Genomic DNA, 24,054 nt, shown 5'->3' on the forward strand with positions numbered 1-24,054 from the left:
CTGCCGCCGCCCGATTACCCTGCCAGGTAGCGGGCGGCGGTTCTTATTTTACAGACCCAGCCAACCATGAACAGAGTAGTAATTACCGGCATCGGCGCCCTCACGGCCATCGGCAATTCCGTACCCGAGTACCTCGAAGGGCTCCGCAGCGGGCGCAGCGGTGCCGGCCCCATCACCCACTTCGATGCCGAAAATTTTAAAACCCGCTTTGCCTGCGAGGTCAAGGATTGGGATCCCACCACGCGGATCGACAAACGGGAGGCTCGCCGGCAGGATCGGTACACCCTCATGGCGCTTTTCTCCGCCGACGAAGCCCTCCAGATGGCCGGTCTTCTCGGGGAGGATGGAAACACCATTAGCGCCGTCGACCCGGACCGGGCCGGATGCATCTGGGCCAGTGGGATTGGCGGACTGCGGTCGCTTGAAGAGCAAATCGAGATCTACGAAGGGGGGGACGGTACCCCGCGCTACAATCCGTTCATGATCCCACGAATGATTGCCAACATGGGCGCCGGCCACATCAGCATGCGGTACAATCTGCGGGGCCCCAGCTACGCTACCGTTAGTGCCTGCGCCTCCGGCGGTCACGCGCTGGCCGCCGCGGCGGACGACATCCGGCTGGGCCGGGCCGACGTTATGGTTACCGGTGGTTCGGAAGCCGTTATCAGTAAAGTGGCCATCGGTGGTTTCAATAGCATGAAGGCGCTTAGTACCCGCAACGACGACCCGGCTACCGCGTCCCGTCCCTACGATGCCGATCGTGACGGCTTCGTGCTCGGCGAGGGCGCGGGAGCCATCGTACTCGAAAGCCTGGAACACGCCAAGGCCCGCGGCGCTACCATTATCGCGGAAATCGGTGGCTACGCCGCCAGCTCCGATGCCTACCACATCTCCGCCCCCCATCCGGAAGGAGCCGGTGCGAAAATGGCGATGATCAATGCACTGAAAGACGCCGGACTACAAGCCGAGGACGTCGACTACATTAACACCCACGGTACCTCTACCCCGATCGGCGATACGGCCGAGTTAAAGGCGATCAAGCTGGCCTTCGGAGAGGCAGTGTACGGGGCCAATATCAGCTCCACGAAATCGATGACCGGCCACCTGCTGGGCGCGGCCGCCGCCATCGAAGCCGTCGCCTGTATCCTCGCCATCCAACACAATTTCGTGCCGCCTACCATCAACCACTTCAGTAAGGATCCGGACATTGACGAGAAACTGCAGCTAACCTTCAACGAGGCAGTAGAAAGACGGGTTGACGTGGCCATTAGCAACACTTTTGGTTTTGGCGGACACAACTCGGCCACTATCTTTAAGCGTTATAGTGAGTAAAGTGTCTGTTTAACCCGATTCCGCCCGACTTCCTATCCCACCGCTAGTAGTGATTAAAGCAATCAGAAGATTATACAACCGCTTCTTTTCTCCGGAGAAGGAGTTGGCCAGGAGATTGCGCCGCTTGCTCGGGTTCACCCCCGCGTACCTAAATGTCTTTAAGCTGGCCTTTGCGCACAAAAGCAACAACGACCCGCAGGCTAAAAGTCCGTACGGAGGTAAGAATAACGAGCGCCTCGAATACCTGGGCGATGCCGTTCTGGGAACCATCGTGGCGGAGTATCTCTACAAGAAGTACCCTACCGCCGACGAAGGTTTCCTGACGAAAATGCGCTCCAAGATTGTCAAGCGGAAATCGCTCAACACCATCGGTTACGACATGGGGCTCGATGAGTTACTAAGTACGTACAACAATACGCGTATCGCCCGGTCGATGCTCGGTAACGCGGTGGAGGCCCTCGTCGGCGCGGTGTACGTGGAGCAAGGTTACGTAGGTACGATGCATTTCGTGGTTCAACGCATGCTGCGCGATTACGTCGACATCGAAACCCTGGAAACCTACGACGACAACTACAAGAGCCAACTGCTGGAACACTGCCAGAAGAACGGACAAAAGGTCGACTACGAGATCCTTAAGCGCTTCAAACAGGATAAGCGCGACCGCTTCCGGGTGGCCGTGACGATCAACGGTCAGCAGATGGCCGTGGGGGAAGACTTCAACAAGAAGAGCGCCGAGCAGTTGGCCAGCCGCCGTGCCCTTAAGGACCTCGGCCTGAAAGTAGAAGCCAACTAACCCGTTACCGTTCCGTGGCCTAGTTTTGTGTTCCTGATTACGAGCAATGCTGCTCCGAGCCGGTGAACCTGCCCGACCATGACCCTCCCGACCACCTTTCGTTGGCCCATCTACCTGTCCGTGATCGGGCTGGCGATCGTAGTGGCCTCCGTGTGGTACACCAACCGGCTGGCCAACCAGCTTTCCGTCATCGAAGAAAATTACGTCCGCTTCTTCGAGGCTTCCGTCCGGGATATCAATAACTTCGAGAATGCAGCCGCCGATGCGGACTTTGGCGTACAGGGAGAGATCATCGGCAACAATACTACCATACCCGCCATCTGGGCGCTCCAGGGCGGCGGCTACGTCGAAGCCATCAACTGGGGGGGGCGGGAAGCGGATACCAGCTACATTTTGGAGCAGCTCGATTACCTGAAGGAGAACGGGAAGCCACCGGTCGAGATGCCGTACGGGGGGTTAATGTATTTCGGTACCAGTACACTGATTCAGAAGCTGCGGTTGTTTCCGTACATCCAATTGGCCCTGATCGGCACTTTCCTGGTGGTGGGCGTCTTCGGTATCAACCAGGCCAGGCGGGCGGAGCAAAACCGCGTTTGGGTCGGAATGGCCAAGGAAACCGCCCACCAACTCGGGACTCCCATTAGTGCCATCATGGGCTGGATTGAGCATCTCAATACCAGTTACGCGGACAATCCCGAATTGATGGAGGTCTCCGGCGAGCTGAATAAAGACGTGCTGCGACTGGAGATGGTAGCCAATCGCTTCAGTAAGATCGGTGCCACCCCCGAACTCCACCCCACGAATATTTACGCCGAACTGGACCACTGCCGGCAGTATATGCAGAAACGGGCCCCCCGTAAGGTCGTATTTGATTTTCCTACGGCGGCGGAAGGCAATTTGCCCGTAGCGATCAATCCCCTTCTGTTTGACTGGGTTATCGAGAACTTGCTCCGCAACGCCCTGGATGCCATGGACGGTAAGGGGCGCATTAGTAGCAAGGTGACCGAAAAGGACGATAAGGTGACGATCGACATCACCGATACCGGTAAGGGCATTACCGCGCGTAACGTCCGCCGAGTTTTCGATCCCGGGTTCACCACGAAAGCAAGGGGGTGGGGACTTGGTCTGAGCCTGGTCAAACGCATCATCGAGGAGTACCACCGGGGGAAGATCGTAGTGCTCCATTCCGAGCCGGGTAAGGGGACCACTTTTCGCATCACCCTTCCACGGGCCAAACAATTACCCCACGCATGAGCCAGGATGTCATTATTGCCGTTGCCACGCCGGCCGGGGAGGGGGCCATCGGGGTCGTCCGGCTCAGCGGTAGCGGATGTATCGGGATGCTCGATCCGTACTTCCCCAGCCGAAAACTAATCGATGCCCCCGCGCGGCGGGTTTATTTCGGAACCCTGGTGGACCAGAAAGGCGAAGCCATTGACGAGGTTGTCATGACCCTTTACCGGTCTCCCGCCTCCTACACCGGCGAAGATGCGGTGGAGATCAGTTGTCACGGCAGTCCGTACATCTTACAGCGGATAGTCCGGTTAGGAAACGAAGCGGGTGCACGCCCCGCGGCTCCCGGAGAATTCAGTCAGCGGGCATTTCTGAACGGTAAGCTCGATCTGAGCCAGGCCGAAGCCGTCGCCGATCTGATCGCTTCCCGATCCGCCGCCGCTCACCGCATTGCCCTTGGCCAGTTGCGCGGTGGAGTGAGTAACGAGATCGCCGAGTTGCGGGCTAAATTGATCGATTTCGCCAGCCTCATCGAACTGGAACTCGATTTCGGTGAAGAGGACGTCGAGTTTGCTGATCGGACTGCCCTATCGCGGTTGGTGGCCACGATCCGGGGGCGCATCGATAGCCTGACCACCAGCTTCCGATTGGGTAACGCCATTAAGGAAGGGGTATCAACGGTTATCGCCGGTCGGCCCAACGCTGGCAAATCCACCCTCCTGAACGCCCTGCTGAACGAGGAACGGGCTATCGTGTCGAATATTCCGGGTACCACCCGGGATACCATCGAGGAAACCGTAAACATCGGCGGTATTCCGTTCCGCCTGATCGATACCGCCGGCATCCGGGATGCCACGGACACGATCGAAGCCATGGGGGTCGAGCGTACCCTGCGGCAAGTAGCGGTAGGCAATATCCTCGTCTACGTCTTCGATGTAGTCGAGACCGACCCGGCTACCCTGGCCGCCGACCTCGATCGCCTGTACCGCGAGGAGCTGGAACTGGTGGTCGTAGCCAATAAAATGGACCTGAACCCCTATACCAAGTACGAACATTACTTCGGTGATGGCTACGCCGGAAAGTGGGCGGTGCCGCGGGAGCGGTGGATTCCCATGATCGCCAGCGAACGCAGTAATCTGGATTACCTGCGCCAAACCCTGAGCGAAGTCGTCACCGGGGGGCGGGGTGGGGTAGACGTCCAGGAAGTGATTCTCAGCAATGCCCGGCACTACGATGCCCTGCGGCGCGCCGATGGGGCGCTGGAGCGGGTAGCCGACGGTCTGGATTCCGGGCTCTCCCAGGATTTTGTAGCCATGGACATCCGGCAAAGCCTGCGGGATCTCGGGGAGATCACCGGCGAAATCACTACCGATGATCTGCTCGGAAATATCTTTTCCAATTTCTGCATCGGAAAGTAACCAGCCCGAAATTTTCGCTACCTTGGTGTCGTTCGTCAACCATCGGAATACCAGTTGGTTAGTCTCTCGAAGTAAAGGTTGCTATTTTGAATTCAGGAAATTTAGATTTTACCGATTGCCCGGAGCGCGATCGCCTAGAGGATATCTCCTCCGGGGCTACCGCCTCCCGAGCCCTTGCGCCTTCTCCGGAGCAGGCTACTGACTCCGCGGAACGCGCCGCCATCCGGTACCGGCGAAATCGAACGGAATCCGTGCAACTTTGTGAAGCATTTCATGCGTTCTACGCGTCCCATGCCTCCTTTCACCTCGACCTTTAATCGGTATTACGTCTACGCGTTGCGCCCGGAAGTGCCGCTTCCCTTCGAGTTCGTGTGCTGCCTTAGTTCCACGGAACTACAGCCCCGCTACCGGGTCGATAACGTGACCTTCGCACCCCTCATACCCGGCGGCCCGTACGCCGATAACGATCCCTTCCGCGTACCGCTCGACCCGGTGCCGGGAAACAACGGGCTCCGGATCACCCGTCGCATGTACGTGGCGGTTGACGCCCTCCAGACCATTAAGAAGGACGTATTCCTACCTAGCTCTCTCGGCCGGGTCAGTGCCACCGAGGAGCGGGAGATCCGGGAGAAGCTGGCTGCCTGGCTGGGACTTTTGCCGGTCGGAGATAGCGATCGGGATCGGTCGATCGATACACTGGCTGCGAAAGAGTAACTTTCCGAAACGTAAAATGCCCGCCCCCTCGGGGACGGGCTCTATACACTCAAACGTCAAACCTATAGTGTCTCAATAAGTGTCTCATCGGTCCAACCGGTAGAGCTGGAGATTTTCAATCGTCCGGATCAGCTTATCGGCGTACTTCGGGTCGGTAGCGTATCCGGCCTTGCTCAGTCCGCGGGCCCAACCACGGTAATCCTTGGAATCCAGGCTGAAAAGCGGGCGGTACCGATCTTTCTGCAGCAGCTGGCTGTGGGCGAGATAGCTTTCCTCCGGACTGGAGAAAATGCGGAAGAAGTCTTTGTGGTGATCGTCGCTGTGGTTGCTGCAGTGTCCTTTTTTGCACTGTTTGCTGAAGCATTTGAGCCCGAAGTGATTGTTGTTTCGGAGGGCGAGGGTGCTTTTGCCAATGCCGCTTTCCAAGATTCCCTGGGCCAGGGTAATACTGGCGGGAATGCCGTGGTCCTCCATTTGGCTCACGGCGATGTTTCCATACTGGGCAACGTAATTGAGCTGTTCCCGCTCCCGCGCCGTCCACTCCCGTTTTTCCGGGGTGTACCCCACCAGACTGGCAATGGAAGTTTCCGAATCCGCACTCCCGAATACGGAGGGAGCGGCCAGGCCGAACCACTCGCCACCGTTGATGCTCAAGGAAAAGCTCAACTCCTTGCGCGTGGCGAAGATGGCCAACAGGGCCAAAACCGCTAGCTTAGTCCAGGGGCTGGTAAATTGTCGATAAAGCCGGCGGTATATCCCGTTGAGGTAATGGCGCCAGCCGGCCGGTATGGGAAGGTAGATCATGGGAACGGCTTGAGTGCACAAGGTACGGGCATTTGTTTTAAATTAGCAAATAAAACAACAAAAAGTTCGCTACGCCTTTAACGGTCCGTTGGCAGTTCGGGCGTGCTGCGTCCCCTATCTTCGCGGCGAGACATTATCCCTACCAATTTATGCGCCAACTATTCCTTGTTTTATTCCTGAGTATTTCCGCTTTCGCTCCGCTCACCGCTCAGCAGTACGGTCATCTCAATTTCGCCAATTTACTTTCCGAAATGCCGGGGACGAAGGCCGCCGAAACCGAACTCCAAACCTATAATCAGCAGCTGGTGGAGCAGGGAGAAAAGATGGTGGCCGACCTACGCGCCCGCGTAGAGGAAGTCCAGGCGCAAGCAGAAGATCTCCCCCCGGTGCGACTAGAGGAGCTCCGCGCCGAGTTATCCCAGCAGCGGGACGAGATCGCCACCTTCGAGCAGCAGGTGCAGATGAATCTGGAACAGAAACGGCAGGAACTGCTCGGCCCGCTGATCCAGGAAGCCCGGGACGCCATCACCGCCGTGGCGGAGGAAAATGGCTACGTGATGATTTTCGACACTTCCCAGTTCAATACGGTCCTCTTCGCCGAAGACAGCGACGACATCATGGCCCTGGTCAAGGCGAAGCTGGGGATCTGAACCGCTTGTAAAAGCGCCGCCGAGAACGATCCAATAACCGAATAACGTCCTCGGTGAAGACGAAGCCGACAATCTCCCCCCCATCATAAATGGCCGCGCCGTAAACGTTGGCTTCGACGATCCGCTCCGTCAGTTCCAGCAGGTTGTCCGTGGGGCGGGCGGTGATGAACTCCGCTTCGTAGTAGTAGCGAACCGGGTGGTCGCGGTGGCCCTCCCGCTGAAGCACCTCCTTTTCTACGAAGCCGCTCAATTCGTTGTAGTTGTTGTAGACCGGCAGTACCGTGGCGTCGGTTAGCGCGAAGGCGGCGCGGGCCCGGGAAACCCGGTCGGTGACGTAAATCCGCCCTGCGGCTGACGGGCGGAGTACCTCTTCCATCACGGAGCGGGTCAGGCGGCGGCGCTGCCAGCCGCGATTTAGTTCGACGGCGGAAAAGGCAATGATGAACAGGGAACTGATGCCCAACAGGGGATCGCCCAGGAAATACGACACCGCGATGAGTCCGGCGCCGATCGTGATCCCCATAACGGTCGTGATGACCGTAGCCGCCCGGTCCGACAGCCCGCGTTTCAGCAGTGCACGCAGGATCCGTCCTCCGTCGAGGGGGTAGGCCGGTAACAAGTTACCCAGCGCGAGAACGACATTCACCGCCAGGGTGATCCCCAGCAGCCGCTCCGCCAGGGCGGGCATAACCACCAGGTTGCTGCTCTGGTCGAGATAGTAGCGGATGAGCATGGCCCCGTTGGGCTGACCGACCAGGACGAGTAGGGCCAGTGCGGCCACCAGCAGGTTAGCCAGCGGGCCCGCCGCGTAAATCAGGACCTGGTCGCGGGTGCGTTCCGGCTCGTCGGGGATGAGTGCGCCGCCGCCTAAGGGAAAGAGAATGATTTTCTCCGCCCGGATACCCCGCGCCCGCGCCGTAAGGGCATGTCCCAGCTCGTGGATTAGCACGAAAAAGAAGAGCAGCAACGTAATTCCCGACCACCATTGCACCTGCGTCCAGCGCAATCCAAATCCCGGTTGGTAGGCGTAAAATAAAATGGCCAGCGGCACCAGGACGAACGACCAGTGCAGCTCCGTTGGAACCCCGAAGATGCGGCCGATACGCCAGGTAGCGAACAAGGAAAGGAATTTAGGCGGGTGAGTACGAACGGTTGATGCGCGGGAGGAATAACAAAGCAATCAGCCCGATCAAAATGTTGCAACCGATGTTGATCGTAAAGAACGAAATATTCGCCCAGGCAAAGCCGTCTTCACCCGGCAGCCCGTATAATTCCAACGCGCTCTGCGCCAAATAGTGGTAGCTGCCCATGCCCCCCGGGCTGGGAATCACGATACCCCAGCCGCCGGAAACGAAGGTCGTCAGCGCCGCCTCCATGCCCAGACCGGCCGTCGGCTCGTAGGCCAGAAAGACGCACAGGCTCATCACGTAATACATCACCCAGATGTTGATGCTGTGGAGTACGAACAGCCAGGGACGCTTTACCGTCGCAATCGTTTTTAGCCCCTCCCAGAATCCCCGTAAAATGGCTTCCAGCTTCGTCCCCACCCGGGAGTCGCGCAACCGCCGGCGCTGAAACCAGGCCAGGGCCAGGGCCAGTACGAACAACACCACCATGGGTACGATCCAACCCTCCAGCACCGCCAGGCGATCGCCGACCGAAGCGTTCGCTTCCAGCCACGACCAGATTCGGTCGCCGGCAACGAGTACGGTCAGCCCCGAAAGCAACAGCAGCATCAGCACGTCGAGGGTGCGGCCCACCACCACGGTGCCCACTACACGCTCTACCTTGATGTTTTCGTACCGCGCCATGGCCGCCGGGCGCACGATCTCGCCCAGCCGCGGGAAGCCCAGGTTAGCCAGGTAGCCCAGGTTGATCGTCAGGAAGGCGTTGATCAGCCGCGGCTCCTTGCCGAGGGTACGCAGCAGCATGTTCCAGCGCAGCGCGCGGCTCAGGTTACTGACGCAGAAGGCCAGCAGGGTCATGCCGAGCCACCAGAAATTGGCGTTGGCGAAGTCCCGCAACACCTTATCGATGAGGCTGCATTCTTCCCCAACCACGCCCCTTAGCGCGCAATCCGCCGCGTAGGCCGCTTGCTGGTTGCGGTAGACGAGGTACAGGATCCCGAAACCGAGGCTGACGAAGACGACAAATTTTAATACGTTGGAAAGGGTCTGCGACATGGGCGCGAAGATAGCTTCCTCAGGGATGTCGGTAGGGGGAGCGGTAGGTCCGCGTCAGGAGGTCGTCGTCGCCCCCTTCCAGGGTCTGTCGTTCCGGGTTGTAGCGCATCGGCCGGTCGGCCACCATCGCTACGTTGCCCAGGATGCAGGCAACGGTACTGATTACCCCTTCCTCGATGTCGGCAATCGGTCGGCCGCCCGTCTCGATGGCACGCAGAAAGTCCTGGAAATGCGCCCGCGTGGCCGCCGCGGTGTGGAGCTCGATGCCCTCCTCGGTGACGTCCTCGGGGTATTTGTCTTTCTCGTAAACGGCTTCCCCGCGTAGGGGCGCTCCTTCGTGGGGGGTGAACACGTATTTATGCACGTCGGCTTGCAGCGTTCCCTTGTCGCCGTAGATGGTCATCGCCCAGGGGAAATCCGGGTCGGGGGCTTCCCCCCAGCTGCGGTGTTGCCAGACGCAGCTCAGGTCATCGTACTGGAAGGTGACCGTCTGGGTATCGCTGATGGTGGCGTCCGCCGCTTTCTGCACGTAAATCCCGCCCGTGCTGCTCACCTCCCGCGGGTAGCCTAGCCCCAGCATCCAGCGCGTCATGTCGTACATATGGACGCACATGTCCCCCACGATGCCGTTGCCGTAAGCCCAGAAGGAGCGCCAGCGGCGGTGGGGTAGGCCCCGGTACGGCAGTAGCGGCGCGGGGCCGGTCCACTTATCGTAGTTGAAAAAGTCGGGAACCGGCTGAACTTCCCGGACGGCATTGTCGCGCATCGGGTAATAGCAGCATACCTCCACGTGGCCGACGGTACCGAGTTTGCCGGCGTCGACGATCGTTTCTTTCGCCTCCACGAGGTGGGGGGTACTCCGGCGCTGGAGGCCGACCTGTACCACCCGCTTATGTTGCCGGGCGGCACGGAGTACCGCTTCGCATTCCCGGACGTCCGCTCCGACGGGCTTCTGCAGGTACACGTGCGCCCCCGAGCGGATGGCGGCGATGGCCTGCAGGGCGTGCCAGTGGTCCGGCGTGCCGATGAGCACGATCTCGGGTTGCTCCCGGTCGAGTAGTTCCTGGTAGTCCTCGTAGCGGTTGGGGTTCGCCCCGGGCAGCCGTTCGCGCAGCAGTTCGGCGGCCCCGTCCAGCATGTGGCGGTCCACGTCGCAGAGTCCGACCACCTCCACCTCCGCCACCTGGATCAGGCGCATCAGGTCGCTCTTTCCGTACCAGCCGCAGCCGATCAGGGCAACGCGTAGGGGCGCGCCGGCGCGCGGGTGCAGGGCCTGCGGCAAGGCGAAAAGGGCGGGGGCGGTCTGGAGAAAGGTGCGGCGTTTCATTCCGGATTCCGGTCGGTTTAGTGCGTAAGTTAGCGTTAATCGAAGCGTTGATTCAGCCACTCGGTTACCACCCGTAGGGCCGCTTCGTCGATGGTGGTCGCTATCGTGCCGTACTCCGCCGGCAGTCCCGAGGTGGCGGGTTGCAGCAGGTGGTTTAGGCCGGGTAGCTGTTTGGCGGTGACGTCCGGGTTTTCCGCTTCGGCCAGCGCCCGTTCGATGCCCTGCAAGTTCCGCGGACTCACTTGCGTATCTTTTTCCCCGTTGACGGCGAGCACCGGTACGCTAATTCGCCGCAGGTAGGGTAGAGGGTCGTGCGCCAGGAAATAGCGCATCCAGGGGCTGGTCAGCTCGTTGGCGAAGGTTTCGGCGAAGGTCTCCGCGTCTACGATGCTTTCCCGCGCCGGGGCGGGAAGCGCGGGGATCACGCTTACAATGGTGTCTCGCAACCCCCTGCGAAAAGCTCCTTCGTCCATATCCGGATGGGCCTTAATGTAGGAGGTAGCCGCCGCCATGACAGGTTCCGTAGACGGCATGACGCTGCCGAGGAGGCGACGCTGATCGGCCATCAATTCATCGATGGGCAGTCCTGGGGCGGCCAGTAGGATGATAAAGTCGGCTTGCTCGGGTTCCGCTGCAACTATCTGGGCGATCATTCCCCCTTCGCTGTGGCCGACAAGCCCGATCGCCAGTTCATCCTCCGTAAAGCGCTCGTGCAAAAACCGCAGGGCGGCAGTCGCGTCGCCGGCAAAGTCCAGACTGGTGGCGGCAGCAAAGTCACCGCTGCTTTCCCCGACCCCGCGATCGTCGTAGCGCAGCACGGCGTAGCCATTTCGGGTGAGCCGGTCGCTGAGCACCAGAAACGGGCGGTGGTTGATACTAGGCCCCAGATATTCGTTCCGGTCCTGGGGCCCGCTGCCGGAAACTAGGACTACGGCGGCTTTCGGCGTCGCGGAAGTAGGCAGCGTAAGCTCCCCGGCGAGGGTCACGCCGGGCGCACCGCCTGGAAAGCTGACCGCCTCGCGTTGGTAGGGGAATTCGGTAGGTTCCTGCGGTCGCGGGATTGCTTCTTCCGGTGTCAGCAGGCTGGTGTAGGCGGCAGGGCGGTCACGGGTCCAGGTGAGGGGAGCGGAGAACGCGCCCTGCCAGAAGGTTCCCGTGAGTTTTTCTTCGCTCTGCATGCCGGCAAACCGGATGGCAAAATTCGACACCTCGAAGAGGATGCTGTCTGCGTTGACTACAACCGAGGAGAGGGGGATTCGTACGTCCGATTGGGCGGGACTGAGGAGGCCGCCGGTGTAGCCCTCCGGCGTTTCCGTGATCTCCAGATCCAGCGGAATTTGCCGTCCACCGGCCTCCAGAATGGCGTACCAGTTTCCGGATACCTGGGCGCGTACGGCTGAGGTGGTCAGGAGGAACAGCAGGAAAGCAACCGGGATGCGCATACGTTTGAAGGTACCCTTTTCCGGGTAACGGGCTTACTGTACGTTATCCTGATCGGCGAGCGCCCGTGTTTCATAGGTGCCGATTCCCTGTTCCCTGAGCCAATCCTGGTGCGCGGCCAGTCGGCGAAGGAAATCCGGGTAGTCGCGCTTTTCCTGGGGTGTCCAACCGATCTCCGCGTGGGCGAGCAGGCGGGGGAACGTTAGGTAGTCGATGTCCTCCAGGTTGCGGATGGTCTCCCCCCAGAGCGGACTTTCGACGCCGAGGATGTCCCCGTCGGTGAGCCCTTCGGCCACGGTGGCGGGGTCCCACTGGTAGGCGGAATCCACTTCGATGTAGGCGGCCCAGTGCAGGCCGATCCGGGAGGTGCTGTCGTACTGCATATCCAGGTAGGTCCGGGTAGCCGGGCTCATGATCACGGCATTGCCGGCTTCCCGGGCTCGGAGGGCGTAGTCGGGGTGGGCCCACAACTGGACAACCGTTTCTTCCGCCAGCTCGGAGGTGGCTACCTCGTCCCACCCGATCGGGATTTTGCCGTTCTCCTGGACGATTTGTTGGGCACGATTCACGAAGTTTACAAAATCCTCGTGCTCGGTGGCATCGCTTTCGTCGCCGCCTAGGTGGAAGTATGGGCCGGGGGTAAGGGCGCCGATCTCCCGCACGACATCGTCGATGAAGGTATAGACGGAGTCCTGGTCGGTATCCAGGGTGCTGAAGCCAACGTTCGTACCGGTGTAGGGTTCCCGGGCGACACCGTCGGCGTTGAGGATGGGGTAGGCCGAAAGCGCGGCGTTGGTGTGGCCGGGCATATCGATCTCCGGCACGATGGTGATGCCGCGCGATTGGGCGTAATTCACGATTTCACTGTAATCGTCCTGGGTATAGAACCCGCCGGGGGTGCCGTCTACTTCCGATTGACCGCCGATCTCGGTCAGTTTGGGCCACGATTTGATCTCGATGCGCCAGCCCTGGTCGTCGCTGAGGTGGAGGTGGAGGTGGTTGATCTTGTAGGGGGCAATGCGGTCGATCACGGCCTTCACCTCCTCGACGTCAAAGAAATGACGCGCGACGTCCAGCATGTACCCCCGGTAGTCGAAGCGGGGCTCGTCGGTGATGGTGCCCGATGAAATAAACACTTCTCCCGCATCGCCACCGGAGAAGTGAAGCACCTGGCCGAGGGTTTTGGCGGCGTTGAGCATGCCCTCCCGGGTGCCGGCCTCCAGCTCGATCTCTTCGTTCTTGAATTCGATGCGGTAGGCCTCCCCCTGTAGCGTCTCCGAAATGGCAAACTGGAGCGGAAGCGCCAGCTCCGGCCACCGGTCGGAGAGGTAGCGCTGGGCATCGCCGATGGTCGGGTTCAGGCTGGGCAGCACCTCGCCTTCGTAGCTGTCGTAGTAGTAGACTTCGTCGCCCCCGTCAATAGATACCGGGAGCGGAATGAGCGGCAACACATCCAGGTCGGGTACGTCCTCCGGCTTCGTCGGCGGGTCTGACACACAGGCGGTCATCACTAGAAAAAGGAGGGCTGGGGCTAATCGTAGTATCATCTATTACCTAGGTTGCCGGGTGAAAATACGGTAAAGCCGGGGTTCGCTTTCGCCGAATTACGGGGGCCGGGGTAATCCGACCTTAGGCTGCGGTCACTACGGGCCGATTGGGCTATGTTCCTCTCGCTCGGTTCAGACAGCGTGTTTTTACGAACTTTCCGAGCCCTGGTCCCCCTGTTCGCCAGGTGGGAACCGGTGGTAGCCATCCCCTCCGAGCGTTCGGCCGGGGCGGGAGCGGGGAAATTGTCCAGCTTCGTCGGAAAGCGAAAACATTTCGCCCAAACCATCCGGAAAATTAAAAGGCGAACTACCTTTGCGGCGACAACGGGGTGCTGTCCCGATCCGGGACGGCTGAGATCATACCCTTTGAATCTTATCAAGGAACCTGCCCGGGTAATGCCGGGAAGGGAAAACAAGTCCGCATGAAGCGTCTGCTACTTAGTGCTATCGCACTACTTTCCATCCAGTTTTTACGTGCCCAGGAATCCGTCGACACCATCTCCAGTGTCTACGACTTCGATTACCCCATCACCGTAACGGCCACCGCCGCCCGGGCCGAAACCCCGGTGACCTTCGTCAACCTCGACCGCGAGGACATTGCCGTCCGCAACCTCGGCCAGGACGCCCCCTACCTGCTGAAGTGGACACCCTCGGTGGTCGTCAACTCCGACGCGGGTACCGGCATCGGCTACACCGGCATCTGGATCCGCGGCAGCGACCCCACCCGCACCAACATCACCATCAACGGCATCCCCTACAACGACTCGGAAAGCCAGGGCGTCTACTGGGTGAACCTGCCCGACTTCAGCAGCTCGGCGGATATGATCCAGATTCAGCGGGGGGTGGGCACCAGTACCAACGGGGCAGGTGCCTTCGGTGCTTCGATCAACTTTACCACCGTAGGCGAAGAAAGCGACCCCGGCATTCACCTCGACGGCGGCGTGGGCAGCTTCGGCACCCGCCGTGGCGTCGTCCGCTACCGGGGCACGACCGACAATGGGTACACCATCGACGCCCGCTACAGTAAAATCCATAGTGACGGTTACATCGACCGGGCCTCCGCCGACCTGGACGGCTACTACGCCGCCGTCAGCAAGAAGGTAGGTAACGGACTGATCAGCCTGGTAGCCTTCGGTGGCCACGAGGTCACCTACCAAAGCTGGAACGGCGTCACCCAGACGGAGATCGATACCTTCGGCCGCACCTTCAACTCGGTAGGCACCGAAAAAGCGGGCGATCCCTACGATAACGAGGTCGACAATTACCGCCAGAACCACTACCAGCTTCACTACAATAGCAAGCTCACCGATGCCCTCGACCTGACCCTCAGCGGCCATTACACCCGCGGCCTGGGTTACTTCGAGCAGTACAAGGCCAATGAAACCCTGGCGGATTACGGCATCGAAGCGGAGGTGGACGAAAGCGACCTGATCCGCCGCCGCTGGCTGGACAATCACTTCTACGGAACAGTATACAGCCTGCGCTACCGCCAGGATCGCTGGGATCTCACCTTTGGTGGTTCGGCCAACGAGTACCTGGGCGGCCACTACGGCGAGGTCATCTGGGCGCGCTACGCCGGCGACTCCGAGATCCGTGACCGCTACTACGACAACGATGCTACCAAGCGCGACTTCAGTAATTACCTGCGGGCAAACTACCGCCTGGTTGACGAGGTAAGCGTTTACCTCGACGGCCAGGTCCGCCACGTGCAGTACGATTTCATCGGCCTCGACGAACGCCTCAACCAGCTCGAGCAGGACGCCAGCCACACCTTTTTCAACCCGAAAGCAGGACTGGTCTACCTCCCCGCCACCGGCACCCGCCTGTACGCCAGCTTCGGCGTAGCCCAGCGGGAACCCAACCGGAACGACTTCGTGGACAATCCGGTCTCCACCCGCCCCGTAGCCGAGAAGCTCTACAATACCGAGATCGGATTTAGCCGCATGCTTTCCCGGGCCAACTACGGGATCAACCTGTACTATATGGATTACCGCGATCAGCTGGTCCTGACCGGTGCCCTCAACGACGTCGGCGAATACATCCGGACCAACGTACCCGAAAGCTACCGCCTGGGCGTCGAGCTCCAGGGTGGGGTGCAGGTCGTACCCAACCTTACCGTAGGCGGCAACCTGACCCTGAGCCGCAACCGGGTGAACAGCTTCACCGAGCTGCTCGACGACTGGAACGAGGGCGGACAGGTCGAAGTCGTGCGCGAGGACACCCCGCTCAGCTTCAGCCCGGACGTAACCGGGGCCCTTGAAGTGGCTTACGACCGGAAATTCCAGCAGCACCGGATCGGCGCCGCCCTCCAGACCAAGTACGTAGGCGACCGCTACGTCGACAACAGCGGGGCCGACCAGAGCAAGCTCGACGGCTACTACTACAGTGACCTACGCCTGTCTTACGGACTCAACGACCGCTACCGCCTCACCTTCATGCTGCGCAACCTCACCAACCAGCTCTACAGCAGCAACGGTTGGAGCTACCGCTACCAACTGGACGGTGCCGCGAATACGATGCTCGGTATGTACCCGCAGGCCGGCCGGAACTTTATGCTCAGCTTAGGGATCGATTTGTAGGAAATAACGTTTTCGAAACATCCCGCGGTGACGGTAAGTCGTTATACAGTCCGTCAAACCGCGAACCGTGAGAAACTTCCTGCTCTCTTTCCTGATCGTACTGGCCGCCTTCGCCGCCGGCCGCTACCTGTTTCCCGCCGAAACGGAATCTGCTTCTCCCTTCCTAAACGTCGTGACCCGCAACACGATGCCCGATCGGGCCAGCCGCCCCGACCGGGTGGCCGTGGAGGACGTGGATTTCGCCTACACCGATGAGGAACAACGGACCATCCGTCTGTTCGAAGAAGCCTCTCCCGCCGTCTGCTTCATCACGACCAAGGCCATTCGCCGCTCGTTCTGGAGCTACGGAGAGGTGGAAAGCGGCTCCGGATCCGGCTTCCTCTGGGACCGGAACGGACACGTGATCACCAACTTCCACGTCATCAACGGCGCCAACACCAGCTCTATCGCCGTTACCCTCAGCAACGGTAAAACCTACGACGCCAGCGTCGTCGGTTTCGAAAAGGAGAAGGACCTGGCCGTACTGAAGATCAACGCTCCGGCGGCGGAACTCCAGCCGATCCGCGTGGGTAGCAGCCAGTCCATTCGGGTGGGGCAGTCCGTCTTCGCCATCGGCAACCCCTTCGGCCTCGACCAAACCCTCACGACCGGTGTGGTCTCCGCCCTCGACCGCGAGATCCGCAGTCAGGCCGGCGTGCCGATCAAGGGCGCAATTCAGACCGACGCGGCCATCAACCCCGGTAACTCCGGCGGCCCCCTGCTCAACAGCGACGGCGAACTCATCGGAGTGAATACCTCCATCTACAGCCCCTCCGGCGCTTCGGCGGGCATCGGCTTTTCGATTCCGGTGGACGTGGTGCGTTACGTGGTGGACGATGTCATCCGCTTCGGGGAAGTACGACGCCCGGTGTTAGGAGCGGACTTGCGTCAGTATGGCCGGATTAAGGGATTGATCGTAGTAACCGTTGATCCCGAAAGTAGCGCTTCCAAGGCGGGCCTCCGAGGGCTTAGTCAGGGACAGCGGGGTGGGTATGTGCTTGGTGATGTGCTGGTCGGCATCAATGGAAACCCGATCCGGACGACCTCTGATCTCTACCTGGAATTGGAAAAATATCAGCCCGGCGATTCCGTAGCCCTCAACCTCATGCGGGGCGACCGGAACATTGAAGTGACTGTCCGTCTAGGTAGCACCGTAGACGGGTAGGCGTCACAACAGCCGACTACCAAAAGGAAAGGGGGAACCAGCGATCGCTGGTTCCCCCTTTCTCGTAAGACCAGTGCCCTTACGGCACCAGGATCTTGACGGGCTCCCGCGCAACTTCCGCATCCGTAAGATAGAGCAAGTACATACCGGCCGGCAGCGCCGCGGCATTCACTTCCCCGCCGGTGTTGGCAAGCTGACCGCGCTGCAGCACCTGGCCGCTAAGCGACACCAGGGTGAACGTGGTCGCTTCCGTATAGGTAGCAATCCGGTAGACGCCGGGACCCGTTGCCTGAGCCACTGCGGCAAGCGACTTTCCTAATAGCGCGACACTCACTTCCTCGGAGTAACGCGCCGTTCCGTCCGCTTCCACGACCCGCAGGCGGTAGGTATTCGCTCCGCTCGGGGCCGTCTGGTCGTTGAAGACGTACTTACGGTTGCCGTTGCTGTTGCCGCCTGAAACCCGGACCGTACCGATGGTGGTGAAAGTCCCGTCTGCAGTCAGCCGCTCGATGGCGAAGTAGGAAGCCGTGATGTCGCTGACCGTCTTCCAGGTAAGCTGGACCTTACGGCCGAGCGCGCGACCCGTGAGGTTGACGACGTCCTCGGATAGTGCGGGACCGAGATCAAGGCCCACCACGATGGGATTGTGGTCGCTGAAGCGGAAGTAATCCGGTGCGAAAACATCCCCGCCCGGTCCTTCCAGGTTGTAATCCACAGCGGTGGGTTCGGCGGCGTTGACGTCCCAGGCGGCCGCGCCGGTCAGGGCATCACTTAGGCTGTTGCTGGCGAGGGCGTAGTCCAGGCTGCCCCACTGGCCCATGAAGCCATAGGAGGCCGCGCCACCGCCGCAGGGGAAGCTGGCGGGGTCGGCAACGGCAACCTTGGTGTTGAAGTAGCCGGCGGCGAGGATGGTCTGAATGGGATCCTCCATACGGTAGGCGTTCAGGTCGCCGAGGATCAGGATGTCCTCCTCTTCCACGCCGGTAGGGTAGGTAGCCAGCCAGGCGGTTAGCTCCCGGGCGGCCGCGTCGCGAATGGCGTTGCAGTTGCCGGCACCGTCACCCGCGTCGTCGTTGCAACCGCTTCCTTTGCTCTTGAAGTGGTTAATGGCCACGGTGAGTTCCTGGCCGTAGTTTTTGCTGGTCGGATCGATGACGCGGAAGGTCTGGGCCAGTGGAACCCGGTTGGTACCCGGGCCTATGAATACGGAAGCCGGCGTATCCAGCGCTGCGGCGAACCCGCTTTCTTCCACCCGGTCGGGGCGGTAGATCAGGGCCACCATGATCTGGTCGGAACCGGTATTCGGCGATACGACGTAGCCATAATCCACGCCACAGCGCTCGGCGATAGCGGCGATCAGGGCTTCCAGGGCCACGTAGTCGTTGTTCTCGATTTCGACCAGTCCCACGATGTCGCCCCGCAGGGCGCAGAGGGCGCTCACGATCTTCGCCTGCTGCCGCTCGAATTCCTCCGCATTATCGGCACCGCGTTGGTTGAGGGTCGTGAAGTAGTTCAGCACGTTCGCGCTGATCACCCGGATCTCACCGCCTACTTCGGGTGGGCCTTCGGGGCGGACGTTACCGCCGAAGGTCACCGCCTCCGTTTCCGTCGGCTGGATCCGGTATTGGTTGAAGCCGTATCCGAGGATCCCCGTCAGGTTCTCGATGGTCTGACCGGACCGTAGCGTATTCGACGCGGTCAGTTCGGTGCCGTCCGGCAAAAGGATCGGCGTCAGGTTGCTACCGTTACGTCCGTCGTCGATCAGGATCCGGTCGTTTTCCTGGGCGGCGGTGTAGGCCGCGAATGCCGCCGCATCCGGCGCGTTGCATTCGGTGAATTGGATCAGGCGCTCACCGGAGGTAACCGTAATTTCTCCGAAGCGCGCGAGGTCGAAGGTTTCCGTCACTATCAGGTCGACGGGGGCTACCCGCATGCCTTCGAGGGCTTCCAGGCTGCTGTCGGCCAGGGGAAGGGACAAGCTTACGGCAGTCGGAAGCGGCAGGCCGGTAGCCAGTAATTCGTAGGTGACGCCACCCAGCTGAGTTTGGCCCGAGAACTCGGCGGCCTGCCCGCTTAGTTTCAGCAGGTCACCTACGCTCACGTCCGCATTGTCCGAGAAAACAAAGATCCCTTCCGAAGTGGTCGGGTTGCCGTCGCTGTCGGCTTCCTCTTCCTGCAGATAAAAGCCCCGCAGTCCGCCATTGCCGCCGTCGTTGAATACGCCGGTGACCACCGCTTCCACGGTCACGGTCTCCCCGAGCAGGGGCGTGGTGAAGCCGGGGCCCTGCACCGTGCTGATCAGCACCGTACCGGCCAGGTCGTCGTCCGCAACTACGATGGCGGCACTCCCCGTAGCACGATAGGTAGCGTCGGATACGCTCACCAGTGTCAGTTCGATGGTTTCCTCGCCCTCAATTTCGGCGTCGTCAATGACGATCAGGTCGACGGAGAAGTCGGTCGTCCCCGCCGTCAGGGTGACGCTGCCACCGTTCGGGTCGGTGTAGTCCGTGCCAAGTTCCGCCGTGCCGCTCAGGGTATAGGTGACGTTTACGGCGGCGTCGGCCGGTTCGGATAGGGTGATCAGGAAACCGCCGTTGCCGGCCGGTTCGGCGAGGTTCGCTCCGCTGGTCACGGTTACCGTGGGCCCGGCCGCTCCCGCCGAGTAAGTGCCGAAAGGAATGGCGGCTCCCATTTCCGCGTAGCTCAGCCCGTCGAGCAGGCCGTTGCCCCCGGTCCATTTGTTGAGGTCGAATACCGGTGTCGGACCGGTATTATCCGTACGGTAAAGGAAGCCGTCCTGGTAAACGTTGGACGCATCGCCCAGTGACCCGCCGATCAGGTCGATCGGGGTGCCGGCCAGTTGGAGTTCGAATTGGTCGTTGCCGTTACCGCTGATCGTGCCGCTCACGATCGGGTCCGCAAAGTCGCCCGCCGTGCCGAAGGTTTCCGCGAGGGCCGTGGCGTTATTCGTCAGGTAAACGAAGCGATCGGAATAGACGCCGGAAAGGCTGAGCGGGGTTCCGGAAGTGCCGCCGTTGGCGTACCGCACGATGGTGTAATTCCCGAGATCCACGGTGCCTTCGACGTACAGTTCGATGGCCTTGGGCAAGCCGCCGGTCGCATCGCCGTCGACGATCCCCGTCAGGATAACCCGCTGGGAATGAAGGGGTAGGGCGATGCTAAGCAGCATCGCAAAGAGTAAAAGTGCTCGCATAGACTGAGTAATCTGGTAGTTAGGTCAAACCGGCCCGGGCAGTTTCCGGACCGGCCGCGAAAGTACCTATCCCGGCTCAGTCATAGGTTAACGGCGTATGAAGTTTGTGACCGTTCCGGACAGTGTAGCGGTTTGCGAAGTTCCGACCGTTTTTTTTGCGCCGGAGCGCGGGTGTCAGGTAACTACCGGCATGAAAGTATCCTGTGGACCCAGAAGCCTAACCGGTACTAACCTGGCCTAATGCTCTGTTAAGTTAGCATCTGCAGGTTATCTGCGATCTCTTTTGGCGCGATGCTTCGGAAAAAATACTTCTGGATCGTTGCGACCCAAAAGTAGGGGACCACAGGGCGGGCAGGGTTTACCGCTCGTGCCTCGCCGCTCAACAAGTCCAATATTACGGACCTCAATCCTTAACAAGGTTACAAGCTATTCAGGACCGCAGCGCGGCCCAACCCAAATTGCCCGGAGTACAACTCCGGGTAGGTGGAGGTAAAACGCCATCGACTGCAACGCAGTCGAACCCCAGCGCCCGAACAAGGGGATAGGCTATTGATTAGTGAGGTGGTTAGCCTTGCATGTAAAGCGAGCCAGGGGCAACTCTTGGCGGAAAGGCTCCATCGCTAAGTTGACGGAAGATTAGGGCGTGAGGATCTTGAAGGTCACCGGCCCCTTACCGGCTTCCCGCACCGTCAGAAAATAGATGCCGGTGTGTAATCCGGCGGTAGTGATCGCGTTCGCTTCGCCGCGGGTTACCGTTCCGGTGGCGAGGACTTGTCCGCTCAGGTTCGTTAGGAAATAAGCGGCCCGGCCGTTCAGTCCCGTGAGGGTGTAGGTAGTGGCGTCGCGACGTTCCAGGCGAATCGTCGAGTTCTCCGTAGCCCCGTAGCCGACCCCGTCGATGATGGGGCTGAAATCCAGGTCTACGATAATTGGATCGTGATCGCTGAAGCGGTAAAAGTCGGGGGCGTAGAGGGAATCACCGGCACCTTCCTGGTTGTAATCCAGTATCTCCGGCTCGGGAGCGTTCACGGTCCAGGCCGTAGCCATGGTAACGAAAGTGGTCAAGGACGCACTGGCGAGGGCGTAATCGAGGCTGCCCCAGAATCCACCGAAAACGTAGGAGGGCGGGCCGCCGGCGCAGGGGAAGCCGGCGTCCGTCAGGGTTTTGGTGTTCACGTAGCCCGCGTCCAGCAGTACGTCGATCGGGTCTTCCATCCGGTAGCTGTTCAGGTCGCCGATGATCAGTACCCCGGTATCCGCTACGCCGGTCGGGTTGGTAGCCAGCCAGTCGGCGAGTGCTTCGGCCGCGGCCGTGCGGGTACCGTTGCAGTTGCCGGCCCCTCCGTCATCGTCGTCACCTTCCCCGCAGCCGCTGCCCTTGCTCTTGAAGTGGTTGACGCAGACGGTAAAGACCCCGCCGGGGTTGCCATCCGTAGTATCGATTACCCGGAAGGTCTGGGCGAGCGGCACCCGGTTGGATCCCGGCCCAACGAAGAGGCTCTCCGGCGTGGCAAGGGTGGCCGCCGTCCCCGCTTCGGCGATGCGTAGCGTATCGTAGATCAAGGCCACCATGATTTCGTCGTCGCCGGTGTTCGGAGATTCCACGTAGGTATACCCGCGGTCGCTCACGGAGTTTAGGGTATCCACCAGTCGCCGCAAGGCTACGAAGTCGTTGTTTTCAATCTCGATCAGGCCCACCACGTCCGCGTCCATGGCATTCAGGGCGGCGACGATTTTGGCTTCCTGGCGGCGCAGTTCCGTTTCGGTATCCGCCCCCCGGCTACCCAGGGTCGTGAAGTAGTTCAGTACGTTGGCGCTCACCACCCGCACTTCTCCCGTCTGTTCCGGTGCCGTGACCGGTCGCTCGTTCCCGGTTAGCGTCACGGCGGTCCGGTCGGTGGGCTGGATGCGGTAGCGGTTGAAACCGTAGCCGAGTACGCCGGTAAGTCCGGCAATGGTTTGACCGGCACGGAGCGAATTATCGCCGGCAAGCACGCTGCCATCGGGCAACAGGATGGGCTGTGCATTCGTGCCACTGCGGGCGTCGTCCAGCACGATGACGTCCCGTTCCAGGCTGTCGAGGTAGGCATTCAGGGCCTGTGGATCGGGATCGTTGCATTCCGTAAATTGAACCAGCCGTTCTCCGGAGGTCACCTCCACTTCCCCGAAGCGGTCCAGGCCGTTCAGGTTGGTGATGACCAGATCCTGTGGCTGGACGAGCATGCCCTCCAGGCTTTCCAGCAGGGAATCCGGAGTGGGGAGCATCAATACGGTAGGGGCGGGCACCGGGAAAGCATTCCCGTTGATGACTAACGTTGCACCTGCGTCCGCGCCATCCAACTGCGTTTGCCCGAAAAACTCTTCTACCTCCGCGGTCAACGTCACCCGGTCGCCAACCATCACCTCCGCATCGGGAGCGTACACGAAAATGCCCTCGGAGGTCATCGGGTCGTTGTCGGTATCCGCATCTTCCTCCTGGAGGTAAAAGCCGTCGAGTCCGGCGGTGAAGTCGGCGGTCACGATCGCATCCACGGTGACCACGTTGCCCACCAGCGGCGAGGCAGCGCCGTCACCCTGCACGAGGTGGATGCCGATGGGGTCGGTTCCGAGGTCGTCGTCAATCAGGTCGAGGGTAGTACCCGGACCGGCGAGATAGGAGCTGTCGGACAGGTAGGTGATCCGTAAACCGATGGTTTCGGTTCCCTCGATCAGGGCATCGTCAATGGCGAGAAACAGCACGCGCTGAAAGCGTTCGCCGGTGGGAAAGCGGAGCGTATCCGACACGCTTTCCCGCTGGTAGTCAGTACCCTCAGTGGCGGTGCCGTATAGCTCGTAAGCTACGGTAAGTTCGGAGGCCGGCGCTTCGGATAGTTCCACCGAGAAGCCTTCATAGGTCTCCGTTTGCGATTCGTTCAGTGGCTCTCCGGAGATCGTAATCGTCGGCCGGGGTTCGCCGGGAGCGTAGGTGCCGAAGGGAACGAGGGCGCCGATTTGGGCGGCATCCAGGCCGTCGAGGAGGTCGTTGCCGGGGATGTCCCAGTCGGCTGCCGTCCAGCTACCCGTGGCCGACGTACCGCGCTTGCGGTAGAGGTAGCTATCCTGGTAAATATCGGCCTCCGGCCCACCGATCGGTCCACCGACCACGTCCACCACCGTACTGCCGGCCACCAGCGCGAAGGCGTCGTTGCCGGTTCCGGTCACCGCGCCGCTGGCGATCACGTTGGCGAAGTCGCCCTGGTCGCCAAAGGCGGCGGTGAAGTTCTCCGTCCCGTTGACCACGTAGACGAAAGCATCGGTGAAGGTCCCAGTCAGGGCAATGTCGGTAGGGTCGGTGCCGCCATTAGCGAAACGCTGGATGCGGTATCCGGAGAGGTCGACGGTCCCCTCTACGTATAGTTCAAGGGCTCGTGGCGTCGCTCCGCTGAGGGTGCCGTCCAGGAGACCGGTAATGATTACGCGATCCTGGGCATTGACTTGGCACCAAAGCAGGAGAAACAGGAGTAGGGTAGAGAAGCGCACGGCACGGGGATATTGGTCAGGGAAGGCGCTAATATACCCAGCCGTTGGCGTCCGGCCGGCAGCCGGCGGATTAAATCACGGTAAATTAATCCGGTTC

General features: G+C 60.7%; 16 protein-coding genes. 8 read left to right on the top strand and 8 right to left on the bottom strand.

All coding sequences use genetic code 11. The features are described 5' to 3' along the window. Positions 1 to 66 precede the first annotated feature (66 nt). The 5 genes from fabF (at position 67) to CLV84_RS07455 (ending at position 5,490) form a co-directional block, all read left to right on the top strand. Positions 67 to 1,332: a beta-ketoacyl-ACP synthase II gene (fabF, locus tag CLV84_RS07435; RefSeq protein ID WP_104419082.1), complete on the top strand. Its 1,266-nt coding sequence runs from the start codon at positions 67 to 69 to the stop codon at positions 1,330 to 1,332. 49 nt (positions 1,333 to 1,381) lie between these two features. Further along, positions 1,382 to 2,125, top strand: a complete 744-nt coding sequence (rnc, locus tag CLV84_RS07440; protein WP_245911409.1) for a ribonuclease III — start codon at positions 1,382 to 1,384, stop codon at positions 2,123 to 2,125. 78 nt (positions 2,126 to 2,203) lie between these two features. Then, positions 2,204 to 3,379: a sensor histidine kinase gene (locus CLV84_RS07445; protein WP_170067607.1), complete on the top strand. Its 1,176-nt coding sequence runs from the start codon at positions 2,204 to 2,206 to the stop codon at positions 3,377 to 3,379. Continuing rightward, positions 3,376 to 4,776 (top strand): tRNA uridine-5-carboxymethylaminomethyl(34) synthesis GTPase MnmE, encoded by a 1,401-nt coding sequence (gene mnmE / locus CLV84_RS07450; RefSeq protein WP_104419084.1) that lies wholly within the window; start codon positions 3,376 to 3,378, stop codon positions 4,774 to 4,776. The genes CLV84_RS07445 and mnmE overlap by 4 nt, the downstream gene beginning before the upstream one ends. A gap of 291 nt (positions 4,777 to 5,067) precedes the next feature. Next, positions 5,068 to 5,490: a hypothetical protein gene (locus CLV84_RS07455; protein ID WP_104419085.1), complete on the top strand. Its 423-nt coding sequence runs from the start codon at positions 5,068 to 5,070 to the stop codon at positions 5,488 to 5,490. 84 nt (positions 5,491 to 5,574) lie between these two features. Here CLV84_RS07455 and CLV84_RS07460 read toward each other — a convergent pair whose 3' ends face one another. Continuing rightward, positions 5,575 to 6,294 carry a glycoside hydrolase family 73 protein gene (locus tag CLV84_RS07460; protein ID WP_104419086.1) on the bottom strand — a complete coding sequence of 240 codons (720 nt, stop codon included), beginning with the start codon at positions 6,292 to 6,294 and terminating at the stop codon, positions 5,575 to 5,577. A 149-nt stretch (positions 6,295 to 6,443) separates the two neighbouring features. Here CLV84_RS07460 and CLV84_RS07465 point away from each other — a divergent pair, with 149 nt between their 5' ends. Further along, entirely contained in the window at positions 6,444 to 6,944 is a 501-nt protein-coding gene (locus CLV84_RS07465; protein WP_104419087.1) for an OmpH family outer membrane protein, read from the top strand. Here the strand turns inward: CLV84_RS07465 and CLV84_RS07470 are convergent. From CLV84_RS07470 to CLV84_RS07490, 5 genes are read right to left on the bottom strand one after another with little or no spacing between them, the layout of a single operon-like run. Continuing rightward, positions 6,922 to 8,064: a M50 family metallopeptidase gene (locus CLV84_RS07470; protein WP_170067608.1), complete on the bottom strand. Its 1,143-nt coding sequence runs from the start codon at positions 8,062 to 8,064 to the stop codon at positions 6,922 to 6,924. The two genes, CLV84_RS07465 and CLV84_RS07470, sit on opposite strands and share 23 nt — an antisense overlap. A gap of 10 nt (positions 8,065 to 8,074) precedes the next feature. Further along, positions 8,075 to 9,127 (bottom strand): lysylphosphatidylglycerol synthase transmembrane domain-containing protein, encoded by a 1,053-nt coding sequence (locus CLV84_RS07475; RefSeq protein ID WP_104419089.1) that lies wholly within the window; start codon positions 9,125 to 9,127, stop codon positions 8,075 to 8,077. 19 nt (positions 9,128 to 9,146) lie between these two features. Next, on the bottom strand, positions 9,147 to 10,454 hold the full coding sequence (locus tag CLV84_RS07480) for a Gfo/Idh/MocA family protein (protein WP_104419090.1): 1,308 nt from the start codon (positions 10,452 to 10,454) through the stop codon (positions 9,147 to 9,149). A 35-nt stretch (positions 10,455 to 10,489) separates the two neighbouring features. Further along, positions 10,490 to 11,896 (bottom strand): alpha/beta hydrolase family protein, encoded by a 1,407-nt coding sequence (locus CLV84_RS07485; RefSeq protein WP_104419091.1) that lies wholly within the window; start codon positions 11,894 to 11,896, stop codon positions 10,490 to 10,492. A gap of 33 nt (positions 11,897 to 11,929) precedes the next feature. Continuing rightward, entirely contained in the window at positions 11,930 to 13,441 is a 1,512-nt protein-coding gene (locus tag CLV84_RS07490; protein WP_104419092.1) for a family 20 glycosylhydrolase, read from the bottom strand. A 422-nt stretch (positions 13,442 to 13,863) separates the two neighbouring features. On the opposite strand from CLV84_RS07490, the gene CLV84_RS07495 reads away from it, so the two are divergent. Both CLV84_RS07495 and CLV84_RS07500 read left to right on the top strand, forming a co-directional pair. Then, positions 13,864 to 16,020: a TonB-dependent receptor gene (locus CLV84_RS07495; protein WP_104419093.1), complete on the top strand. Its 2,157-nt coding sequence runs from the start codon at positions 13,864 to 13,866 to the stop codon at positions 16,018 to 16,020. Between the two features lie 67 nt (positions 16,021 to 16,087). Further along, positions 16,088 to 17,224 (top strand): S1C family serine protease, encoded by a 1,137-nt coding sequence (locus CLV84_RS07500; protein ID WP_245911411.1) that lies wholly within the window; start codon positions 16,088 to 16,090, stop codon positions 17,222 to 17,224. 79 nt (positions 17,225 to 17,303) lie between these two features. Here CLV84_RS07500 and CLV84_RS07505 read toward each other — a convergent pair whose 3' ends face one another. Both CLV84_RS07505 and CLV84_RS07510 read right to left on the bottom strand, forming a co-directional pair. Next, the gene (locus tag CLV84_RS07505; protein ID WP_146088743.1) at positions 17,304 to 20,438 is read right to left on the bottom strand and encodes an ExeM/NucH family extracellular endonuclease; all 3,135 of its coding nucleotides are present in this window, start codon (positions 20,436 to 20,438) and stop codon (positions 17,304 to 17,306) included. A 636-nt stretch (positions 20,439 to 21,074) separates the two neighbouring features. Beyond that, the gene (locus CLV84_RS07510; protein ID WP_104419096.1) at positions 21,075 to 23,957 is read right to left on the bottom strand and encodes an ExeM/NucH family extracellular endonuclease; all 2,883 of its coding nucleotides are present in this window, start codon (positions 23,955 to 23,957) and stop codon (positions 21,075 to 21,077) included. Between the last annotated feature and the right edge of the window lie 97 nt (positions 23,958 to 24,054).

Source organism: Neolewinella xylanilytica, assembly GCF_002934605.1.
Lineage (GTDB): Bacteria > Bacteroidota > Bacteroidia > Chitinophagales > Saprospiraceae > Neolewinella > Neolewinella xylanilytica.

Bases quoted from the DNA above. Each gene is read 5' to 3' on its own strand.
- fabF (WP_104419082.1), top strand. From the start codon at position 67: ATGAACAGAGTAGTAATTACCGGCATCGGCGCCCTCACGGCCATCGGC.
- CLV84_RS07445 (WP_170067607.1), top strand. From the start codon at position 2,204: ATGACCCTCCCGACCACCTTTCGTTGGCCCATCTACCTGTCCGTGATC.
- mnmE (WP_104419084.1), top strand. From the start codon at position 3,376: ATGAGCCAGGATGTCATTATTGCCGTTGCCACGCCGGCCGGGGAGGGG.
- CLV84_RS07455 (WP_104419085.1), top strand. From the start codon at position 5,068: ATGCCTCCTTTCACCTCGACCTTTAATCGGTATTACGTCTACGCGTTG.
- CLV84_RS07460 (WP_104419086.1), bottom strand. From the start codon at position 6,294: ATGATCTACCTTCCCATACCGGCCGGCTGGCGCCATTACCTCAACGGG.
- CLV84_RS07465 (WP_104419087.1), top strand. From the start codon at position 6,444: ATGCGCCAACTATTCCTTGTTTTATTCCTGAGTATTTCCGCTTTCGCT.
- CLV84_RS07475 (WP_104419089.1), bottom strand. From the start codon at position 9,127: ATGTCGCAGACCCTTTCCAACGTATTAAAATTTGTCGTCTTCGTCAGC.
- CLV84_RS07480 (WP_104419090.1), bottom strand. From the start codon at position 10,454: ATGAAACGCCGCACCTTTCTCCAGACCGCCCCCGCCCTTTTCGCCTTG.
- CLV84_RS07485 (WP_104419091.1), bottom strand. From the start codon at position 11,896: ATGCGCATCCCGGTTGCTTTCCTGCTGTTCCTCCTGACCACCTCAGCC.
- CLV84_RS07490 (WP_104419092.1), bottom strand. From the start codon at position 13,441: ATGATACTACGATTAGCCCCAGCCCTCCTTTTTCTAGTGATGACCGCC.
- CLV84_RS07495 (WP_104419093.1), top strand. From the start codon at position 13,864: ATGAAGCGTCTGCTACTTAGTGCTATCGCACTACTTTCCATCCAGTTT.
- CLV84_RS07505 (WP_146088743.1), bottom strand. From the start codon at position 20,438: ATGCGAGCACTTTTACTCTTTGCGATGCTGCTTAGCATCGCCCTACCC.